The sequence below is a fragment of the Pelodictyon phaeoclathratiforme BU-1 genome (genome assembly GCF_000020645.1).
GTDB classification, from domain to species: Bacteria; Bacteroidota; Chlorobiia; order Chlorobiales; family Chlorobiaceae; genus Chlorobium; species Chlorobium phaeoclathratiforme.
The window spans coordinates 1,749,062-1,771,324 of the sequence record NC_011060.1; the positions used below are offsets into that span (position 1 = coordinate 1,749,062).

Consider the following 22,263-nt stretch of genomic DNA (forward strand, 5'->3'; position numbering starts at 1 on the left):
CAGATCATGTCTCAAAACGCTTCACCTGTTGATGATTTTTCTGAATTGCGCTCCCGAGCTGAAGAGCGCCTGCAAAAAAGTCAATTGACAAACATGCATCTCTCCTCTTCACCTGAGGAGATGCTTCGTTTGATTCATGAACTGGCAGTTCACCAGATCGAACTTGAAATACAGCAACAAGAACTGAGAGAGTCGAGAAAAGAGCTGGAAAAAAGTCTTGAACGATACACCGATCTGTATGATTTCGCCCCATTGGGATACCTGACCCTTGCACCGGACGGTGAGATCATCGAATTGAACCTCACCGCTGCAACGATTCTTGATATCTCACGATCCCGGTTGCGCGGAAAACAGTTGAACAAGTTTATTATTCCCTCAGACCGCACGACGTTTGCCACACTGCTAAAGAATGTGTTCAGCCACAAAGAGCCAACCTCTTGTGAAGTTGAACTTTCCGCATCTGACAAGGATACTTGCAGCCAGAAAACCGTACGCATTGAAGCGCGCATCAATGATAATGAAAAGAGCTGCCGCGCCATGCTCTCGGATATTACCATGCATAAAAGGATGGCTCAGGCCATGCTTGTCACCAATGAACGCCAGCGACTTATTGTTGATGCAACCCATTCCGGCAGTTGGGAGTGGGATTTACAGAGCAACCACACCATATGGTCGGAAGAGCTCTGGCGTCTGCTTGGCCTGGAACCCTTTTCCTGCCAGGCAACCTACGAGGTATGGAAATTGTCCATGCTGGATGAAGAGAGAGATCAGGTTGAACAAATTGTTTTGAACGCAGTTGAACGTGGGCAGGAGTTTACTGTTGAATGGCGTGTCCGCTCTACTTCCGGCCAGGAGCGCTGGGTGATGTCACAAGGCACGCCCTTCAAAGATAGTGATGGAGTGGTCAATCGATACGTTGGAATCACAATAGATATTACTGAGCTGAAAATGGCTCAGGAAAAGGGAAAAAAAGAACAACAGTTCAGTAAAAGCATTATCAACAGTATTCCCGGCAGTTTTTATATCATCAACACAGAGGGTACCTATAGCGGGTGGAATAGCTTTCAGCGAGATCACGTTGTCGGAAAGCCGGAAAGTGAGATGCAAGATGTCGCGGCCATTTCAACGATTCATCCGGAAGATCGGGAGTTTGTTCAGGAAAAAATGGTGAACGTGCTTGAATATGGCCTCGAAGAAAATGTGGAAGCAAGAGTACTGCTTCATGGAGGGCCCGAATTTCGGTGGTTCCTGATGACAGGCCGCCGAATAGTCGTGGATGGCAATCCCTTCCTGATCGGAACCGGTATTGACATTACAGAACAGAAAAAAATCGACGATCTGCAACGTTTTCTCTCTTCTGCAAGCTATGGTTCAGAGCAAGAACCATTCTTTAATGCCCTTGCCCGATACATCGCCAATAGCCTTGAGATGAATTTTGTCCGTATTGACAGCCTGGATGGTGACGGCTTGACGGCCAGAACGCTTGCAGTCTGGTGTGACGATCATTTTGAGGATAATGTCGTCTATTCCCTGAACGACACTCCCTGTGGGGATGTCGTCGGCAAGGATGTCTGTTGTTTTCAGGAAAAGGTGTGTCAACTCTTTCCACACGATCAGGTACTCAAAGATCTTCGGGCAGAAAGTTATGTCGGGGTAACGCTTTGGGACCATAAAAAGCGACCAATCGGCCTCATTGCCGTTATTGGACGCCAACCCCTTGAAAAAAAACAGTTTGCAGAAACCGCACTTAAAATACTATCCGTGCGTGCTGCCAGCGAACTGGAGCGTCTGCAGAGCGAGAACGCTTTACAGGCAAGTGAGAAAAAGTACCGTGAACTGTTTGAGAGCGTCCCGATCGGGCTCTACCAATCGACCATGAAGGGAAAAATAATTGCAGCAAACCAGCATTGCCTTGAGATTGCCAAATGCAGGGAATCAGAGAGAGATGTTTGGTTTTCCCAGGATACCCGACAATCCTACGTTCACCCGGAAGATGGCGAAAGAATCCGGGAACTTCTTTTAAAAAAGGGCCATATCAACAATTTTGAGGCCGATTTTCTCCTCATGGATGGTACCATCGCCACACTCAGCAACACAGCAAAAATTGTCTTGAATGAACAGGGTGCGCCTGATTTTATCGCCGGATCGTTGATTGATGTCACGGAACTCAAACGGAGTGAGGCAGAAAAAGCAAAACTTGAAGATCAGCTTCACCAATCCCAGAAAATGGAGATGGTAGGAAGACTTGCCGGCGGAATCGCCCATGATTTCAACAATATGCTTACGCTTATTCTCGGCCACACCGAAATGGCCCTTGAACATTTTGATCCATCCCAGACAGTCTATACCGATCTTGAGGCCATCCGGGAAGCCGCAACCCGTTCTGCCGATCTGACCCGACAGCTCCTTGCCTTCGCCCGCAAACAGATCATCATGCCTGAAGTTCTTGAGCTGGACAACTTGATTGGAAAAATGCTTCCCATGCTGCGACGCCTCATTGGTGAAAATATCAAGCTGATATGGATCCCGAACAGCAAAAACTCCCATCTCAAAATCGATCCATCGCAGATAGACCAGATTGTTGTCAACCTCTGTGTCAACGCCCGGGATGCCATAACCAATAATGGCACAATCACAATCGAAACAGGCCATCACCTCGCCCATAAGAGCAGCGACCCCGAACAGCCAGCTTGTGAATCGGTGACGCTTTCTGTCAGTGATGATGGATGCGGGATTGAGAAGAACAATCTTGACCATATTTTTGAACCATTTTTCACCACGAAAGAGCCCGGAAAAGGTACCGGTCTTGGCCTGTCAACGGTCTATGGGATTGTTAAACAGAACAACGGCACCATCTCATGCTTGAGCGAACTGAAAAAAGGAACGACCTTCACCATTCATCTGCCTCTCTACAATGCGCCACCACCAGCGGCTGAGACCACACCGACGAGTACATTGATGTATACAGGCCATCAAACCATCCTGCTTGTAGAGGACGAACTGCCTATTCTCAAACTCTGCCAGCTTATGCTTGAACACAATGGCTACAAAGTTCTGGCAGCCGCAACAGCCGCAGAAGCCATAAAGAGAGCGGAAAACTTCAGTGGAACGATTGATTTGCTGGTAACAGATGTTATCATGCCGGAGATGAATGGATCCGAACTCTCAAAAAAACTGCTTTCTGTTCGTCCGGAGCTTAAAATACTCTTCATGTCCGGCTACACCGCAGATATCATTGCCCAAGACAATGTTTTGGAACGTGGAGTTAACTTTTTGCAGAAGCCTGTTACCATGAAATCACTGACCCTGGCTCTCTATCATATTTTTAACCCCACTCCACTGCAAGAGCCTTGACATCCTCTTCTGGCGCCTGCAAAGCACACTCTGCAGGCGCCAGTACGCTCAATCACGAGCAAAACTGACATACTCTCCATCACTGAACGGAACAAGATTGATAACCCCGTCAGGGCTCTTCCTGTTCAGCCACTTCATGAAATTGCTGCCACGCCATTGATCAAAATCACCTTTGAACCCGCCATTGAAACCATCATTTTCCGGATAAAGGTTAATAAAATTTTTGATCAGCTCTGTCGTAAAGAGCGTTTCATCTCCTCCAGCCTTATAGGGCTCCTTTTCCTTGTTTGATTTGCAGGGATTTTTTATATCAGCAACACTGCAGAGCGGGCTTTTTTCTGTCAGGTAACCACAATGACTGCCGTACTCAACACTGGCAACCGCCGACCAACTCGTTGGTGAAGAGAGTTGCGTGAATTCGGTCTTCTTTGCAGCATCAGAAGACCATGCAGGCGGCTGCGACATATTGAGGCAGGCATTGTCGCACTCACCAATAATCATGATACCGGGAATCGGTGATTCGGAAAGCACATCCCGATAACGTTCCATTCCCGGCGCAAGCAGAGGAACCTTCATATCAACCGGAGAAAGCTGAAGATATCCCACAGGATTTGCCCGCTCTTCAGCAGACCAGGAAGACATGGCAGAAGAGAGGGCAGGAACAAACTCCCGATCAAAAAGCACCGGATCAAAGGAGCGGGAAGTATCTTTACCAATTTCCTGCAGCTTCTCAAAACCAACCGAAGCTACCTGGGCATGTGCGCCACCAACCGAGTGACCGGCAAAAATAACATTATTATTCTTCATAAACCCGGTCTGCAAAATCAGCTCCCTGTTATAAAAAGAACGATTCCTGTTATGTTCATCAATTTTATAAAACTCATCAGTTGCCCCATATTTGATCAGGTAGGAGGCCGCAGCATAAGCATCCTGCCCCACCCTCGGATTACCCCCGAAATCGATCCATGGCATGGCAACCGACTGCATGTGTGATGCCGTTACAAAAGCCATAGCCCAATTATGTTCCACAATGGCCGACGTATAGTTATAATATCGGGAAGGATTGATGCCAAAAAGCGGATTATCATTCAACAGCCCACCAATAATTTTTTTCGGATAATAGAGCAGATCATTACCAATCAGAAAGCCATGGTTGAACATCACCAGACCCTCAGCCTGCCGGTTTTCAGGATAAAAAACCTCAATAACAACCTCAATAAACTGGGGAAAGCGCTTGTCGTACTGTATCCAGGTATGGATATGGTTAAAACAGTAATTGTTGATGCGAATAGGCTGCATAATAAACCGGGTTTACATTGATAAACGAACCGCAACAGACAAATAATACGCAAAATATCCATAAAAAAGGAACATCTGCCCCAACATCATTCCACAAAAAAAGCTCCCCTGCGCATGGCCTTGACGCTTCCAACAGCCACGACAACTGTATATATTTCCGAATATGTGCAGTAACCCGGTTATGTGATCGGTTGCAAAATTAATGCGGACATCACGCAACACCTGTAACTCGTAAATTACCAAATAAAAACACGTTAATTTTTTGTTTAACAAAATTTTTATGTATTCTGCAGTAACGGGATAACCTCTTCTTGCAATGGACTTATCGGCTCAAACCTATTTATTTCCATGACACAACAATCAGTTCGACCAGTCGCACATCTTCGCCAAAATCCGGATGGTTCATGGATGGAGCATGACTTGAAGGAACATCTTACACGGGTTGCGGAGAAGGCAGCCCTATTCGCAGATGAGTTCAGCAATGGTGTTTGGGCCAAAACGGCTGGTCTGTTACATGATCTCGGAAAATACAATCCTCAGTGGCAGGAATATATCCGCAAGAATAACGGGGATTATACGGAGGAGAATCATGAGCAAGATTGATCACTCCTCTGCTGGTGCGCTTCAAAATGAGAATTTTTGGAGATATTACGCTCATTCAAGACCAAGCGAACCTTCCGAGAACTGGCATCTATTAGAAGATCATTTGCAAGCGGTTGCTGAAATGGCTGCTGGATTTGCTCGTTTTTTTGGTGCAGAAAATTGGGCAGATATTGCAGGACGTTGGCATGATTTAGGAAAAGGTACACTATCTTGGCAAGCATATTTGCGTCATGAAAATAATGTTACGGATGAATTTTCTGCGTTTTATAGTGGGCATCCTGTCCATGCAATTGTAGGTGCTCAAGAACTTTATAAGCAATCTGATCAAGCAGGAAAATTACTTGCTTACTGTATTGCTGGGCATCATGGCGGTTTGCCGAACTGGCATGATGACGCAATTGCTGCGTTAAAATCTCGATTGATGGAAGATTTTACTGATGTTGATTTTCCGCATTCTGCTCCAAAACTGCCTTCATTATTACCGCTTTCCAAAATCGAGCAGAATCGTTTAGGGTTTATTATTCAGTTTTTTGTGAGGATGTTATTTTCTTGTCTCGTTGATGCCGACTATTTGGACACTGAAGCATCATTGAGTAACAAAAAATCTGTCTGGCGGTCGGGGTATCCTGCTCTGGATGAACTCTCTGAACGATTTTCAACAAACTTCGATGCCCTGAGAAACAAAGCTGATTCGACAACGGTTGTAAACCAGTACCGCGAAAAGGTGTTGAATGATTGTTTGAAAAGTGCAGAGTTTGATCCAGGACTTTTTTCTTTGACAGTACCGACAGGAGGCGGAAAAACATTAGCATCGCTTGCCTTTGCATTGGCTCATGCTAAAAAATATGGTAAGCGAAGAATCATATATGTGATTCCATTCACAAGCATCATTGAGCAGAACGCCCAAGTATTCAGGGATATGCTAGGCGATGATGCCATACTTGAGCATCATTGCAACTTTATGGTTGATGAATCAGACTGGAAATCTCTCTTGGCCTCAGAAAACTGGGATGCCCCGATTATTGTGACAACAAACGTACAGTTCTTTAATTCATTTTATGCTAGCAAAACATCATACTGTCGAAAGTTACACAACGTAGCGGATAGTATTGTCATATTTGATGAGGTTCAAGCAATTCCTGTTGAAAAATTGTCCCCCTGCATGGAGGTGATTAAAGAGCTTTCACTCAACTATGGTGTCTCATCAATTCTTTGTACGGCAACACAACCTGCTATCGAATATTCGGAACAGTTTCAAAGTGGGTTACAGGGTGTACGAGAAATTATTCAGGATGTGCATAGTCTGTTTGGAGCATTAAAGCGGACTGAAGAGTCTTTTATTGGAGAACTCTCGGTACAGGATGTTGCAACAAAACTATCCAATTATGAACAGGTTTTATGTATAGTCAACACTCGTCAACAGGCATTGGATATATATAATGCTTTGCCAAAATCAGATGGAACTATTCATTTAAGCGCCTTGATGTATCCTCTTCATCGTACCAATAAACTGAATGAAATTCGCAGGAGATTACACGACGGAGAGCCATGCCGCGTTGTTAGTACACAATTGATTGAGGCTGGAGTAGATGTGGACTTCCCTTGTGTATTCAGAGTTGTTGCAGGGATTGATAGTATTGCTCAAGCCGCTGGGCGGTGTAATAGAAATGGTTTACATGAAAAAGCCTGTCAAGTATTTGTTTTTTCTTTTGCTGATTTACCGATCACTCCATTTATAAAACAAGCAGCTCAATCGGCGGAAAAATTGTTTGATCTTTTTAAAGGAAAACTCACATCACCGGAATGTGTTCGTGAGTATTTTTATGACTATTTTTGGAAAAACCAGCAACGTATGGATTCAGAAGGAATCGTTTCTCTGTGTCAAACAGCTCAATCAGGAGAAATTCAATTTAAGAAGCTTGCTGATTTCGAAATAATAAATTCAGCAACAATTCCAGTTATTATAGCACTTGATCAAAATTCACTAACAATGGTTGAAGAGTTAAAATATTCAAAATATAAAGGACGAATTTTACGAAAACTCCAAAAATACACAGTACAAATACACAGTAATCAAATTAAGGAAATACAAAAATCTCTTGAAGTGATAGTCCCGGGTATTTTTGTCTTGATATCAGATGTGTTGTATTCAAGTAACACTGGTTTAAAATGTTCGACGCCACAAGGGAATGCATTTATTCATTAACCCAAGGAGCATCAAGTAATGAGCTATGGAATAAAGTTACGAGTCTGGGGCGACTACGCATTATTTACTCGACCAGAAATGAAGGTTGAAAGAGTGTCGTATGATGTGATGACACCTTCGGCAGCACGAGGCATATTAGAAGCAATTTACTGGAAACCATCTATTCGATGGATAATAGATAGGATTCATGTTTTAAAGCCTATCCGTTTTGAAAATATTCGCCGTAATGAAGTTGCAAAAAAGACAAGTCTAAATAGAGTTGATATGGTAGGACAGTATCCAATTAGTATTATTGTGGATGACTCAGATACTCGTCAACAAAGAGCGTCAATGGTGCTTCGAGATGTTGAATATATTATTGAAGCTCATTTTTATTTTTCTATGAAAGAAGATAATAATGAAGGAAAGCATTTAGATATTTTTACAAGACGAGCAAAAGCAGGTCAATGTTTTCATCGTCCATATTTCGGGTGTCGTGAGTTTCCTGTTAATTTCGAGTGGTGTGTTGATATTCCGAAATCATTGCTTTCTGGTGAACAGGATTTAGGATATATGCTACATGATATTGATTTTGAAAATAACATGACTGCTCGTTTTTTTCGAGCCATCATGCACAATGGCATTATTAATTGTAAACAGGAGGCCGTCTCATGATTTTTCAGTCATTAATAGAACTCTATGATAGACTTGCTATAAATGATGACGTTCCTCCATATGGTTTTAGCATGGAAGATATTGGCTTTTTTGTTACCATTGATAAAGAAGGTAATCTTATCGGTGATCCTGAAGAAAGCCGAAAGCCTATAAAACCGAATGTATTTGAATATTATTTATCTAAAACGCCCTATACAAATGAAGTAAATGTTCGTGCTGGTGGAGGTGCAAAGGAAACTCCAAACTTTATGGTAGATAAGGCTGATTATTTTTTTGGAATGTCAGGAAATACTGAGAAAAATGAACACCACTCTTCATTTGTTAACTTAATTTCAGAAGTATGCAGTAATTCTTCAGACGAAGGTGTTATTGCTGTTATATCTTTTTTGAAGAAATGGAATGCTTTGGACTCAATTGGCTTAAAAAACTGGAAAGAGATTTCAGGAAATAAAGGAAAGTGGGTAGCCTTTAAACTTTTTGGGGACTCTCAATTTATTCATGAGCGAGTTGAAGTTAGAAAACTTTGGACTAATCATCTTTTAAAAAAAGAATACAAAAAAGGTTTTAGTCTTATAGATGGAAAAATTCACGATCTTCAAACGCAATATGCCCAATTTAAATTTGGTTCTGGAGCCTCGTTGGTTTCTTTTAATGATGTATCTTATGAGTCATATGGCAAGAAAAAAGGCGAAAATGCACTAATTTCGGTTGAAGCAGAATTCAAAAGTTCAACAGCTCTTAAATACTTATTCCGAAGTAAAACGCAACGTTTACAAATAGCAGAAACCACAACAGTTTTTTGGGCAGAAAAAAAATCTTCAGTTGAAAATTTTATGGGAATTCTTTTGAACCCATCAATAGAAGATAAAATAGCAAACATACCTATTCAAAAGTTTTTAGAAACTATACGTGATGGAAAACTACCAGATGATATTGAAAAAGAAAAAGAATTAAAATTTTTTATTCTTGGATTTTCTCTCAACAAAGCCAGACTTTCTCTCCGTTTTTCCTACGTTAGCACCGTTAATAAAATGATGAAAAGATTAAGAGAACATTTCTTATGTTTACAAATGGAAAGAAGTAAGAAAGATGATGTTATTTGCCCAGGAATCTGGCATTTACTTAAAGAAACTGTTAGAGAACCTAAAGATATTTCTCCTGTTTTAGGTGGAGCACTTCTGCGGTCAATCCTTACAGGAGTGAACTACCCACAACATCTATTTCAAGGAGTGTTGGGGAGAATAAGGGTGGACAAGGTTAACTATTTACGTGCATCGATTCTGAAAGCAGTATTGCAAAGAAACTATAAAATGGAGGTACCAATGTCATTGGACACAGAACGACGGGAGATCGAATATCTTCTTGGGCGACTTTTTGCTGTATTAGAAAAAGCGCAGTTTGATGCTATAGGAAATGTTAATGCATCGATAAAAGACCGATATTATACTGCTGCATCTACTACACCAGCCAGTGTTTTCCCTCGATTAATTAGCTTATCACACCATCATATTGGAAAATCAGACTATGGGGATATTTCTGATCGCAGAATACGTGAAATTATTGAACATATTGATACATTCCCTGCACTTTTAAATTTGAAGCAACAAGGCTTGTTTGCAATTGCATATTATCAGCAAAAAAATGCTTTTTATAAATGATATTGAACCATAACTAAGGAGACTAATAATGACTCAGACCATTGAAAACCGTTATGAGTTTGTACTGCTTTTTGATGTTAAAAATGGGAACCCAAATGGTGACCCTGATGCCGGAAATCTACCGCGTATTGATCCTGAGACTGGGCACGGAATTACAACGGATGTATGCTTGAAAAGAAAAATCAGAAATTATGTAGAACTATTGAAAAAAAATGAATCTCCTTACGAGATCCATGTGCGAGAAGGCGAGTTTCTTTCTGAACACCATAAAAGAGCGCATAATGCTTTGACTGATGAAAAAATATACGTATTCGTTCCTGCGGATTTAAGAGGTGAGTTAAGTTCATTTGCGGAATATCCTGAAGGAGTCGGTTTTGAAAACGACGCAATTTATTTCCAGTTGAGTTCGGATATTGACAAAGTAAAGAAAGATGTGGAAAAACTAAAAAATATTACTGATGCTTCAAAAGCGAAAATAAAAGAATTGTTTGTTGACGGAAAATCAGTTATCGCAAAGAAGTGGATGTGTAAAAACTTTTTTGATGTTCGTACTTTTGGAGCAGTTATGTCGACAGGTGATAAAACCTGCGGACAAGTACGCGGTCCTGTTCAATTGAGTTTTTCGAGAAGTATCGAGCCAATCGTCGGATTAGAGATTGCAATGTCAAGAACAGCAGCAGTAAACGTGGATAAATCGAGTGATAAAGGACTTGGTGCAAGAAAATCCATTGTACCATATGGTTTGTACAGGGTTCATGGATTTATTTCTGCTCCTTTAGCAAAACAAACAGGTTTCACAGAAGACGATCTTGAATTGCTATGGTCTGCATTGATTAATATGTTTGATCATGATCGCTCTGCATCTCGTGGTGAGATGGCATCCCGTCAACTTTTCGTTTTTCAACACGAGTCTGAGTTGGGGAACACTCCTGCTCACAAGTTATTTGAAAGAATTAAAGTTGAACGAAAACCTCTTTCAAATGGTCCTGCAAGATTTTATGAAGATTATCAGATTACTATCGATGAAACTAATCTAGGAAAGGTAACTCTGTTAAGAAAAATTGCATAAGCCATGTACCCTGAATCCGATTTCGTGATGCTGTCAGCATTACAGCATTTTGTCTACTGCCCCCGGCAGTGTGCGCTGATCCATCTGGAACAGATATGGAGCGAGAACGGCTACACTGCTGAGGGACGGGAGATGCATGAACGGGTCGATAACGGTGAAACATCATACCGGAGCGGTGTCCGTGTAACGAGAAGTGCAGCATTGCGAAGCGCAATACTTGGCATTTCGGGTATAGCTGACGTGGTGGAATGGCATAAGTTGAAAGATCATGAGGAGCCGTTTCCGGTTGAGTACAAACGCGGCAAACCGAAAAAACATGATGCAGATAAAATCCAGCTTTGTGCCCAGGCCATGTGCCTTGAGGAGATGCTTGGAATTCAAATTTCAGCAGGCGCACTGTTCTACGGCCAGACAAAGCACCGACTGGATGTTGATTTCGATGATGTTTTGCGTGAAAAAACGGTTCTTGCTGCAGAAGGGGTGCATGACCTCTTTCGGAATGGAGTAACACCGCCACCTGAACCCGGACCGAAATGCAAGCTCTGCTCGTTGAAAGAAGAGTGCCTGCCGGAGGTGATTGTTCAGGGAAAAACGGCGAAAGTATACCTTCAAAAATTGTTTCATACACTCTCGGAGGAGGAGATTTGAAAAAATATCTCAATACCCTTTTTGTCACTACACAGGGCGCCTACCTCTCAAAGGAGGGTGAGTGTGCTGTTATCAAAATAGAAAAAGAGGTCAAAACGCGCATCCCGCTGCATATGCTTGACGGCATCATCTGTTTTGGTTCGGTAACCTGCAGCCCATTTTTGCTTGGCCATTGTGCTGAAAGCGGTGTAACAGTAACATTTTTAAGCTTGTATGGAAAATTTCTCTGTCAGGTTCAGGGAGCGACACGAGGGAATATTTTACTGCGGAGAGCACAGTACCGTATGGCTGACAATAACCTTCAAACCGCTCGCCTCGCCCGCTCTTTTGTTATCGGCAAAATCGGTAATGCCCGAATCACACTTGCACGGACGGTAAGGGATCATCCCGAAAAAGTGAACTCTGTTAAACTGAAAAATGCCCAGCATATCCTTGCTGGTTGCATAAAGCGCTTGCAGGATGAAACCGATCAGGAACGTATCAGGGGAATTGAGGGCGAAGCAGCAAAAGTTTACTTCGACGTCTTCGATGAGTGTATCACCTCTACAGATCCATTGTTCCGCTTTACCGGTCGCAACCGCCGTCCGCCACTTGACCGAATAAACTGTCTGCTCTCTTTTCTCTATACCCTGCTGACACACGATATTCGCTCTGCGCTTGAGTCGTGCGGTCTTGATCCTGCTGCAGGTTTTTTACACAAAGACCGACCGGGACGCCCAAGTCTTGCTCTTGACATGATTGAAGAGTTCCGTTCGTATATTGCGGACAGGTTGGCACTATCGCTGATCAATCGAGGTCAGATTCAATCCAAAGATTTTACCATCTCGGAAACGGGTGCTGTACTCCTGAAAGATGATGCTCGCAAAACGCTTTTAACCGCCTATCAAAATCGGAAGCAGGAAGAAATCGAGCACCCGTTTGTCAAAGAAAAAATGGCCATCGGTTTATTGTGGCACATGCAAGCTATGCTGCTTGCCCGCCATATCCGGGGCGATATCGACACCTACCCGCCATTTGTCTGGAGATAACGATAATGCTTGTTCTGGTCACTTATGATGTCAACACCGAAACTCCTGCCGGAAAAAGGAGATTGCGCCGCATAGCCAAAACCTGCCAGAACTATGGGCAACGAGTCCAGTTTTCAGTGTTTGAATGTAATGTTGATCCAGCACAATGGACAAAATTACGGGGAAAGCTTGTCCATGAGATGGATCATGACCATGACAGTTTGAGGTTTTATTTTCTCGGATCAAACTGGCAAAATCACATTGAACACGAAGGAGCCAAAGAACCACGAGATCTTGAAGGTCCGCTGATTTTATAAACGCGAACGTCAAGCTGTACCTCAAATCCCGGTATGTTCGCGATGTTCATATTCTCTTTATTTTGTTGTTGTTATAGTTTTTTGTATCAGGTTTTCGTAAAATGTTATTTGGCATACGAAATGGTTCGCGTTTAGGCGGCTCTAACACCATGAAATGCCTGATTTTACAGTTAGACAGTCGCGCCCCCTGCGGGCGCGTGGATTGAAACTTCTGCAGCAGTTGATGGTTGGATGGGTATGTCAAGTCGCGCCCCCTGCGGGCGCGTGGATTGAAACAAAATCGGCTTCGGCGCCTGCAAGGCTCTCATAGGTCGCGCCCCCTGCGGGCGCGTGGATTGAAACGTCAAAATATCATCAGTCGGTAGGCATACGAGAATGTCGCGCCCCCTGCGGGCGCGTGGATTGAAACTGGTTTCCGGCAATGCACGACGGACGGGGCAGATCGTCGCGCCCCCTGCGGGCGCGTGGATTGAAACATGAAGAGGTATTATCAGGAATGCATGGTTCAGTACGTCGCGCCCCCTGCGGGCGCGTGGATTGAAACTGCTCTTTGTGTACGTATTGTTGCAGTTGCTACAGTCGCGCCCCCTGCGGGCGCGTGGATTGAAACTCAATCTGCTACGCAACTCCTTTTTCAGAGTGTCGTCGCGCCCCCTGCGGGCGCGTGGATTGAAACAACCTTATCAATACGACAAGCTTATTAGCAAAATGTGTCGCGCCCCCTGCGGGCGCGTGGATTGAAACCTATCATTGTGCCGCTTTGAGCAACGATAGTGCCTGTCGCGCCCCCTGCGGGCGCGTGGATTGAAACCAATCATACTATCTCCTGTTGTTTGTGCGGGGTGTCGCGCCCCCTGCGGGCGCGTGGATTGAAACCGAGATTGCGCAGGCGGCAAATGGTGATCTTGGAAGTCGCGCCCCCTGCGGGCGCGTGGATTGAAACCATTGTAGTGGTGTTTTATGGTTTTAACAACTCGTCGCGCCCCCTGCGGGCGCGTGGATTGAAACAGTTGTCGCTAATTCAGGGGCGCAGAATATCCCGGTCGCGCCCCCTGCGGGCGCGTGGATTGAAACCAGTCGAATAAGTCGCGAGATATGTCAATCCACTGTCGCGCCCCCTGCGGGCGCGTGGATTGAAACTGTTACTTGCGCAGATGCTTGCGTAAAAGGTGATGTCGCGCCCCCTGCGGGCGCGTGGATTGAAACAGATACCGCTTGGCCCTGCGGTTCAGTCCATCAACGTCGCGCCCCCTGCGGGCGCGTGGATTGAAACTTTTGTTCCCTGATAGGTTACCTGATTCGGTGATGTCGCGCCCCCTGCGGGCGCGTGGATTGAAACTATCGATACGGAAAAGCAAGAACGTGCGGATTTTGTCGCGCCCCCTGCGGGCGCGTGGATTGAAACCGCGTTTTATTGGGAAGTGTATCGGTTATGGCTGTCGCGCCCCCTGCGGGCGCGTGGATTGAAACCAACAATTGCCGCAAAATCAACAATAGTTATCTGTGTCGCGCCCCCTGCGGGCGCGTGGATTGAAACTTCTCAGCAATGCTCTTTTTGACAAGATCACGCGTCGCGCCCCCTGCGGGCGCGTGGATTGAAACTTTTCTCGGCAGCTTGAGCTGATTGAGGCAGGAGGTCGCGCCCCCTGCGGGCGCGTGGATTGAAACTGTTACTTGCGCAGATGCTTGCGTAAAAGGTGATAGTCGCGCCCCCTGCGGGCGCGTGGATTGAAACCAAGTGTCGCAAAATCTCCGCTCATTTTATCCCTGTCGCGCCCCCTGCGGGCGCGTGGATTGAAACGATTATTCGTTTGGAAAAGTATTGAAACGGATGTGTCGCGCCCCCTGCGGGCGCGTGGATTGAAACTACAGAAGGGGGGACAAGAAAAGACCTGTCCCCTGTCGCGCCCCCTGCGGGCGCGTGGATTGAAACGCGCGTAACTGTAAACTCTTTTCCGCACTCCTCACGTCGCGCCCCCTGCGGGCGCGTGGATTGAAACAGGGGTACAGCATATTTATGCCCTGGAGGCGTCATGTCGCGCCCCCTGCGGGCGCGTGGATTGAAACTTTTGTAATCACCTCGGCTATAGATTGGAGTCCAGTCGCGCCCCCTGCGGGCGCGTGGATTGAAACACATTAAAGGCGTAAAGCATGTAGATATTTTTAAAGTCGCGCCCCCTGCGGGCGCGTGGATTGAAACTCGGCAAACTGATAACAAAATACGACATCCAAGTCGCGCCCCCTGCGGGCGCGTGGATTGAAACGACTCGATACATGAAATATGGGATATCATGAAAAAGTCGCGCCCCCTGCGGGCGCGTGGATTGAAACAATTATTTGGCCGTCATCCCTTTTTTGGGAATCAATGTCGCGCCCCCTGCGGGCGCGTGGATTGAAACCATTATAGTTCCCCTTGTTTTTTGCTTATGTAAGTCGCGCCCCCTGCGGGCGCGTGGATTGAAACTGTCAATCGCTTTTGTATCTCATCTTCCTTTAGGTCGTCGCGCCCCCTGCGGGCGCGTGGATTGAAACTGCCTTCTGTGCGGGAAAATGGCAACAATGGTGTGTCGCGCCCCCTGCGGGCGCGTGGATTGAAACCGGTACATACTTTTTGAGTGTATCGACCTGCAATGGTCGCGCCCCCTGCGGGCGCGTGGATTGAAACAAATAACATTATCTGTTCTGTATACAGACCTTTAGTCGCGCCCCCTGCGGGCGCGTGGATTGAAACTGCATCAATCACACCGGCATAATAAAGAGGTCTAGTCGCGCCCCCTGCGGGCGCGTGGATTGAAACACCGCTCTCATATCTCTATGAACTAAGCAAAGGAAGTCGCGCCCCCTGCGGGCGCGTGGATTGAAACATATTTGGCTTTGCCGGTGTATGGTTTTGCATAGTCGCGCCCCCTGCGGGCGCGTGGATTGAAACATCTTTTGCCGACGAGGAGCAGACGTCCCCTGCGTCGCGCCCCCTGCGGGCGCGTGGATTGAAACTTCCACATGTGCGACGACGGAAAAGCCTCTCTATGTCGCGCCCCCTGCGGGCGCGTGGATTGAAACACCTGCGGGCATTCTCATGCAACAAAAGGATTTGTCGCGCCCCCTGCGGGCGCGTGGATTGAAACGCGTTCAGCCCTACCATCTTTGCGCTGGAATGCAATGTCGCGCCCCCTGCGGGCGCGTGGATTGAAACCGCGCGTCATCCCAACTCTCCTGCATGTCATCAAGTCGCGCCCCCTGCGGGCGCGTGGATTGAAACGCAATGGTTACCAAGCTCCATATAGTCGTTTGGTGGTCGCGCCCCCTGCGGGCGCGTGGATTGAAACGTGTGTGGTCATAATGCCGTTTTCCATCAACCACGTCGCGCCCCCTGCGGGCGCGTGGATTGAAACAGCACTTCCGCTGCCCGTTCAATTGTCATCTCACTGTCGCGCCCCCTGCGGGCGCGTGGATTGAAACTTGCTGATGGTGAGGGCGCACCAGAAGTTTACAGGTCGCGCCCCCTGCGGGCGCGTGGATTGAAACCATAATCACTCCTGTTTGATTTTTGCCATTCTGATAGTCGCGCCCCCTGCGGGCGCGTGGATTGAAACAAAATACGGGGCCTTGGTTATGATCCTTGGGGTTCGTCGCGCCCCCTGCGGGCGCGTGGATTGAAACTTGCCGAGTATGATGCAAAACGGGGAGGTACAGGTCGCACCCCCTGCGGGCGCGTGGATTGAAACTGCTTGGATTGTCGTAACTGACCCATCAGGAAAGTCGCGCCCCCTGCGGGCGCGTGGATTGAAACACAAAAGACAAGGGCACTCTTGTATCATTCCTACGTCGCGCCCCCTGCGGGCGCGTGGATTGAAACCAAAAGATATGTTTCGGCAACTCGCAATAATGCAGGTCGCGCCCCCTGCGGGCGCGTGGATTGAAACCTCATAGCCGCATACGTGAGGAGTGCTGTTATCGTCGCGCCCCCTGCGGGCGCGTGGATTGAAACGAGTGCTGATTGGTGCTTTATAATCGGCGTCATGGTCGCGCCCCCTGCGGGCGCGTGGATTGAAACAACTCTCTTTCAAGGGCGTCTATAGTTGCCATTGTCGCGCCCCCTGCGGGCGCGTGGATTGAAACCCCGGTATCATACGGCTTATCACCTCACTGTAAAAGTCGCGCCCCCTGCGGGCGCGTGGATTGAAACACCCGTTCCCGTGCATCAGCCATTGGTCTCCTCGTCGCGCCCCCTGCGGGCGCGTGGATTGAAACAACAAAATTCCAACGGATTCTCAATTTGCAGCGAGTCGCGCCCCCTGCGGGCGCGTGGATTGAAACAGGATTTGCCCTATGGAATCATGGGAGTGGCAAGTCGCGCCCCCTGCGGGCGCGTGGATTGAAACAGTCACAATCGACGACTCGCTTATTGCCCTAAAGTCGCGCCCCCTGCGGGCGCGTGGATTGAAACCACCGCTGCATACGATGATGCTCTAAAAGCTAAGTCGCGCCCCCTGCGGGCGCGTGGATTGAAACAAAGCAATATTGTCAGGCCCTGTGCTTAATGATGAGTCGCGCCCCCTGCGGGCGCGTGGATTGAAACCATAACAGGGAATTATGCTGAGATGCAACGTCAAAGTCGCGCCCCCTGCGGGCGCGTGGATTGAAACTGGCTACATACACCCTTGCAGCATCTTACAAGAGTCGCGCCCCCTGCGGGCGCGTGGATTGAAACTCGTGAATGTTCATTGCTTAACACTTTGCATTTTGTCGCGCCCCCTGCGGGCGCGTGGATTGAAACTGTCCTGACAAAATCCATAGCACCAATTACAACCCGTCGCGCCCCCTGCGGGCGCGTGGATTGAAACTTGAAGAGATCATCACATCGACAGACCCGTCAAAGTCGCGCCCCCTGCGGGCGCGTGGATTGAAACCTGCATATTTCACCTCGCTTTTTGATTTAATTTTTGTCGCGCCCCCTGCGGGCGCGTGGATTGAAACCATTGCAGGGCGTTTTGTATCTGTTCCAGAGAGAAGTCGCGCCCCCTGCGGGCGCGTGGATTGAAACAATCTTCCCCATCAAAAGATTGTGCGTGATGCCGTGTCGCGCCCCCTGCGGGCGCGTGGATTGAAACTGCAGAGATATTTCGCTCTATGCATAATGCACTGAGTCGCGCCCCCTGCGGGCGCGTGGATTGAAACAAAACTATCGTCCTTGTGATGATGGTCCTCTTTGGGTCGCGCCCCCTGCGGGCGCGTGGATTGAAACCAGTTTTTGCGGTTTGCTGTAGACCAGATATTCTCAGTCGCGCCCCCTGCGGGCGCGTGGATTGAAACCGCTTCATGACGCCGATTATAAAGCACCAATCAGCACGTCGCGCCCCCTGCGGGCGCGTGGATTGAAACGATTGCTGGATTAAAGCGAATCCGAATATCGGAGTGTCGCGCCCCCTGCGGGCGCGTGGATTGAAACCTGAGAGGGGAAATACCATCAATATTCCCGCAAGTCGCGCCCCCTGCGGGCGCGTGGATTGAAACAGTCGAAGATTGGGAGTCTTTTGCTGTACTCGTGAGTCGCGCCCCCTGCGGGCGCGTGGATTGAAACAACAAACAGCGCCTCGATGAAATCACCGGCGATAGTCGCGCCCCCTGCGGGCGCGTGGATTGAAACATCCACATAGACAGCAAGATGCTCAGCGGATTCACGTCGCGCCCCCTGCGGGCGCGTGGATTGAAACCGAGATATTGCGCGTCGTTTGGGGATATGCTCAACTGGTCGCGCCCCCTGCGGGCGCGTGGATTGAAACAGGAGTCGCTGATCAAGAATCGAATACTCTCTTGTCGCGCCCCCTGCGGGCGCGTGGATTGAAACTGTTGATTGGGCAAGGGATTATTTTTCGACCGCCGTCGCGCCCCCTGCGGGCGCGTGGATTGAAACCCCTATCAACGACACACTTCCTCCTATCCATGTCGCGCCCCCTGCGGGCGCGTGGATTGAAACTGCCGGGAGGTGGCCGCATGAACGAGTCGCAGGTCGCGCCCCCTGCGGGCGCGTGGATTGAAACCAATCCTCTTTTGATGCAGCATTGATTCGCCGAAGTCGCGCCCCCTGCGGGCGCGTGGATTGAAACAGTCTGACCGCTTTGCGAACGGTATCTACATTAGTCGCGCCCCCTGCGGGCGCGTGGATTGAAACACGATCTCCGTCTTTGCCCTCTCACGGCTAAACCCGTCGCGCCCCCTGCGGGCGCGTGGATTGAAACTATTTGAGTGTCCATTTGTTTGTATTGCATTGCTGTGTCGCGCCCCCTGCGGGCGCGTGGATTGAAACATGGCGATTTCTTCGGCTTGCTTGCCGTGCGCTGTCGCGCCCCCTGCGGGCGCGTGGATTGAAACCCGTTGGCGGCAAATTAAGCATCGTAAACCCGTAAGTCGCGCCCCCTGCGGGCGCGTGGATTGAAACCGGGAGTTGTGCGGCCTTGAGCGTAGAGCGCGTTCTGTCGCGCCCCCCGCAGGCGCGTGGATTGAACTTTACCTTTCAAAAACAGATACAATTTAGGACAACAATCCTCATGAGAGGAGGGAACACCACTGCGATAAGAAGGAAAAATTATTTGGAGGGTCAAACATTCCTTTACACTGCTTCAATTCCGCTTCGTTATGCGTTTTGCAATCTATTGGCATGAAATATCGTTACGCATGGTAGTCCGCTTTTTCTGCAGGCAGCATTTCAGGAATAGGCAAACAACCGAGCGCAATGAAAAAGCCAATCATCATAACTGCGGTTGTTGTTGCGCTGCTTGCCGCCAGCTTCTATTTTTTATTGAGGAAGAGTTCTGCCATTCCACCCGTGGCGATAACAGAAACGGTGAATATCGATATCCCTCAGTCCACCTTTAATATTCCGATCCGACTTGAAATCAAAAGCCTTTCTGATTACCTGAACGCCAAAATCACCGGTCAATTCCTGAACACAACTCTCTTTCTTCAGGAATCAAGAAAAGAAAAAATTGCCCTGACGCTCACGAAAACAGGGCAGATTACCATCAGATCAAAAGGCCGTGAGTTGGTTTGCACCCTTCCCTTGACTGTTAACGCAACGCTTCTCGACAGCCGATTTGGAAAAACACTCTCAAAACTGGTTAAACCATTTCGCACGACTATTATCCTGACTCTCTCAACACCAATAGCTCTTGACCGGGACTGGAAACTGAAAACCAATTTCAAAATTAGACACTATCGATGGGCAAGCGAACCGGTGCTCAAAATCGGGCCTTTCAGAAAAAACCTGAGGGAAACACTCGATAATGCCATCAGGCAGAACAACCACCGCTTGACTTCCATGGTCGATAAAGAGATCAACAAGGCTGCATCATTAGAGAAGACGGTTGCCGGTGTCTGGCATGACCTGCAAGAACCCATTCTTATTTACAGGAACCCTGCGCCAATATGGATGCGCTTTTCCTGCAATGATATCAAGGGGGATATATCGCTGCAGCAGCAGGATATCATCTGCCTTGCCAGTGTAAAAGCGAAAATGCTGATTGTCACCGATACCACAACAGTGCTAAAACAGCACCCCTTGCCTGATTTCAAAAAAATACCGGTGGAAGAGCTGCAGCGGAAGTCCGATGTTTTTATCTATGCCAACACCTCTTTTCATGAAATTAATCAGCAACTGAACGAACTGCTGAAAGAAGCAGAGATTTCTTCAAAGGGCTATACCATCACCATCAAGGCAATAGAAGCCTATGCTTCCACAGAGGGACTCAGCGTGGCTGTTGACACGGAGGGTGATCTCAAGGGGCGATTTTTTCTGACTGGCCATCCCGTATTTGACCTCGCAACCAAGAGACTGAATATTGTGGATTTTGACTTTGCAGTCAACAGCAACAGCATTCTTGTGAACAGGGGGGATGAGATACTGCATGATCTTCTCAAAAAACGAATCGCGTCGAAGCTGAATCTTGGCATGGAAACGCTGATAGCGAAATTACCCTTCATCGTTCATCAAGCCATTGCCAAGGAGAAGACAGGCAAAACAATCGACCTTATCATGAACAATCTGGAGATCAAACAGTGCGATATTCTTATGGGTAAAGAGGGAGTGCACTTTATCATCAATGCGAGCACTGAAACAACTCTGACACTCAAGGGCACCTCTAAAAACTGCTTTTTGATATATCATCTGAACCAGCAATCCCTGCATTGATCAACGAAATGGTTATCTGATCAAAAGATTACTGTTCTTTGTTAAGTTTTGAACGTAAACAGCCTTGATTTGCTTACAATTGGGCGCAGTTATCCCATGACCTTCGCATACTGGTCATTTAAAAATACGGCATAAACCGTTTTCTTGAGCTGTACACAACGCATCATGTTATAGGTCAAATTCGTCAAGCCGATTTTTGCTGCTGCTCTAAAAAGACCGATTGTACGAACATGCATGGCATCCATACTGTTCGTCATAAAGCCGAAAATATGCTCAACGCGAGCTCTTGTCTTTGATTTCTGGCGATTGGACGCTTTCTGTTCATCCGTTAGCGGGTGATTTTTGAAACCTTTTTCATTGATCTGCCCTGACATGCCACACCACGAAATACTTTCGTCCTGACCGATATAAGCGCTGTCTGCATACAGTATCTGACCGGCATCCTCTTTATCAATCAAGGTTTCAAGTTCTTGGGAGTCATGAGGTGAAGCACTGCTTACGGCATATGTTGTTATGAGTTTTGTTGCGCTGTCGATTTTAACATGATTTTTGTAACCATAAAAAACGATGTGGTTCTTTTTGACCCAGCGAGCATCGACATCTTTCTGCCGTAGTTTATGGGGTTTTTCTTTCCAAACTTCAGGAGTTATTCCTGCTTTTATCTCTTTGTTTTCCTCACGGGTATTGCGTTGCCGGGGAGCCTCGACAAAGCTGGCATCAACAATCTGGCCTGTGTTAGCAAAAATACTTTGGTCATCAAGCGCTTGATTGAAACGATAGAACAGTGGTGCAATAACCTCTTCCAGAATAAGGGTTTCACGAAACTTCCAGATGGTCTTGCTATCAGGTACTCTATCACTGGATTTCAGGCCAAGAAAGCGTTTGAAAGTGAGTCTGTCAGTGATCTGATATTCCATTTGGTCATCCGAGAGGTTATACAGACTCTGCAAAATAAGAAGTTTAAACATCATGATTCGATCAAATGGGGGCCGACCTTTATGCGTGCTATTCTGAGTCTTATTGAAGACAACATCAAGAAGAGGTTCGAATATCTTCCAATCGATATGTGCTTCAAGTTTGACCAAGGGATCTTTGAGTTTTGTAAGTTTTTCAACGGAAGTTCCAGGCCTATTTTTCGTTAACTCCTTATAAGCAGTATTATTACAAGGAAAAGATGCGGAAATTGTAGTCACTAAAATATTTGGAATATTATTTTTTATATCATATATTTAAGCGTTTAGCAAACCTATGATATAGTCA

The 22,263-nt window shown here is 46.9% G+C and carries 12 protein-coding genes and 1 CRISPR repeat array; of the genes, 10 read left to right on the top strand and 2 right to left on the bottom strand.

Annotated features, from left to right (window positions below; all coding sequences use genetic code 11):
- The first annotated feature begins 6 nt into the window (after positions 1-6).
- On the top strand, positions 7-3,354 hold the full coding sequence (locus PPHA_RS14630; protein WP_012508378.1) for a PAS domain-containing hybrid sensor histidine kinase/response regulator: 3,348 nt from the start codon (positions 7-9) through the stop codon (positions 3,352-3,354).
- A 48-nt stretch (positions 3,355-3,402) separates the two neighbouring features.
- Here PPHA_RS14630 and PPHA_RS08200 read toward each other — a convergent pair whose 3' ends face one another.
- A complete protein-coding gene (locus PPHA_RS08200; RefSeq protein WP_012508379.1) occupies positions 3,403-4,653 on the bottom strand; it encodes a hypothetical protein in 1,251 nt (416 codons plus the stop codon).
- A gap of 348 nt (positions 4,654-5,001) precedes the next feature.
- Between PPHA_RS08200 and PPHA_RS08205 the strand changes: the two genes are divergently transcribed.
- The 9 genes from PPHA_RS08205 (at position 5,002) to PPHA_RS08245 (ending at position 21,003) form a co-directional block, all read left to right on the top strand.
- Positions 5,002-5,256, top strand: coding sequence for a CRISPR-associated endonuclease Cas3'' (locus PPHA_RS08205; protein ID WP_012508380.1), 255 nt, complete (start codon positions 5,002-5,004; stop codon positions 5,254-5,256).
- Positions 5,243-7,462, top strand: coding sequence for a CRISPR-associated helicase/endonuclease Cas3 (locus PPHA_RS08210; RefSeq protein ID WP_012508381.1), 2,220 nt, complete (start codon positions 5,243-5,245; stop codon positions 7,460-7,462). The genes PPHA_RS08205 and PPHA_RS08210 overlap by 14 nt, the downstream gene beginning before the upstream one ends.
- A gap of 18 nt (positions 7,463-7,480) precedes the next feature.
- On the top strand, positions 7,481-8,116 hold the full coding sequence (gene cas5c, locus PPHA_RS08215) for a type I-C CRISPR-associated protein Cas5c (protein WP_012508382.1): 636 nt from the start codon (positions 7,481-7,483) through the stop codon (positions 8,114-8,116).
- Positions 8,113-9,774, top strand: coding sequence for a type I-C CRISPR-associated protein Cas8c/Csd1 (gene cas8c / locus PPHA_RS08220; protein ID WP_012508383.1), 1,662 nt, complete (start codon positions 8,113-8,115; stop codon positions 9,772-9,774). Before cas5c ends, cas8c begins: the two co-directional genes overlap by 4 nt.
- A 28-nt stretch (positions 9,775-9,802) precedes the next feature.
- Positions 9,803-10,843 carry a type I-C CRISPR-associated protein Cas7/Csd2 gene (gene cas7c / locus PPHA_RS08225; protein WP_012508384.1) on the top strand — a complete coding sequence of 347 codons (1,041 nt, stop codon included), beginning with the start codon at positions 9,803-9,805 and terminating at the stop codon, positions 10,841-10,843.
- 3 nt (positions 10,844-10,846) lie between these two features.
- Positions 10,847-11,491 (top strand): CRISPR-associated protein Cas4, encoded by a 645-nt coding sequence (gene cas4, locus PPHA_RS08230; protein WP_012508385.1) that lies wholly within the window; start codon positions 10,847-10,849, stop codon positions 11,489-11,491.
- Positions 11,488-12,519, top strand: coding sequence for a type I-C CRISPR-associated endonuclease Cas1c (gene cas1c, locus PPHA_RS08235; RefSeq protein WP_012508386.1), 1,032 nt, complete (start codon positions 11,488-11,490; stop codon positions 12,517-12,519). The genes cas4 and cas1c overlap by 4 nt, the downstream gene beginning before the upstream one ends.
- A 5-nt stretch (positions 12,520-12,524) precedes the next feature.
- The gene (cas2, locus tag PPHA_RS08240; RefSeq protein ID WP_012508387.1) at positions 12,525-12,815 is read left to right on the top strand and encodes a CRISPR-associated endonuclease Cas2; all 291 of its coding nucleotides are present in this window, start codon (positions 12,525-12,527) and stop codon (positions 12,813-12,815) included.
- 177 nt (positions 12,816-12,992) lie between these two features.
- Positions 12,993-19,322: a CRISPR direct-repeat array (repeat unit 32 nt; unit sequence GTCGCGCCCCCTGCGGGCGCGTGGATTGAAAC).
- A 226-nt stretch (positions 19,323-19,548) separates the two neighbouring features.
- Positions 19,549-21,003 carry a DUF4403 family protein gene (locus PPHA_RS08245; RefSeq protein ID WP_012508388.1) on the top strand — a complete coding sequence of 485 codons (1,455 nt, stop codon included), beginning with the start codon at positions 19,549-19,551 and terminating at the stop codon, positions 21,001-21,003.
- 89 nt (positions 21,004-21,092) lie between these two features.
- On the opposite strand, the gene PPHA_RS08250 is transcribed toward PPHA_RS08245, so the two are convergent.
- Entirely contained in the window at positions 21,093-22,196 is a 1,104-nt protein-coding gene (locus PPHA_RS08250) for an IS5 family transposase (RefSeq protein WP_012508389.1), read from the bottom strand.
- Positions 22,197-22,263: the final 67 nt, after the last annotated feature.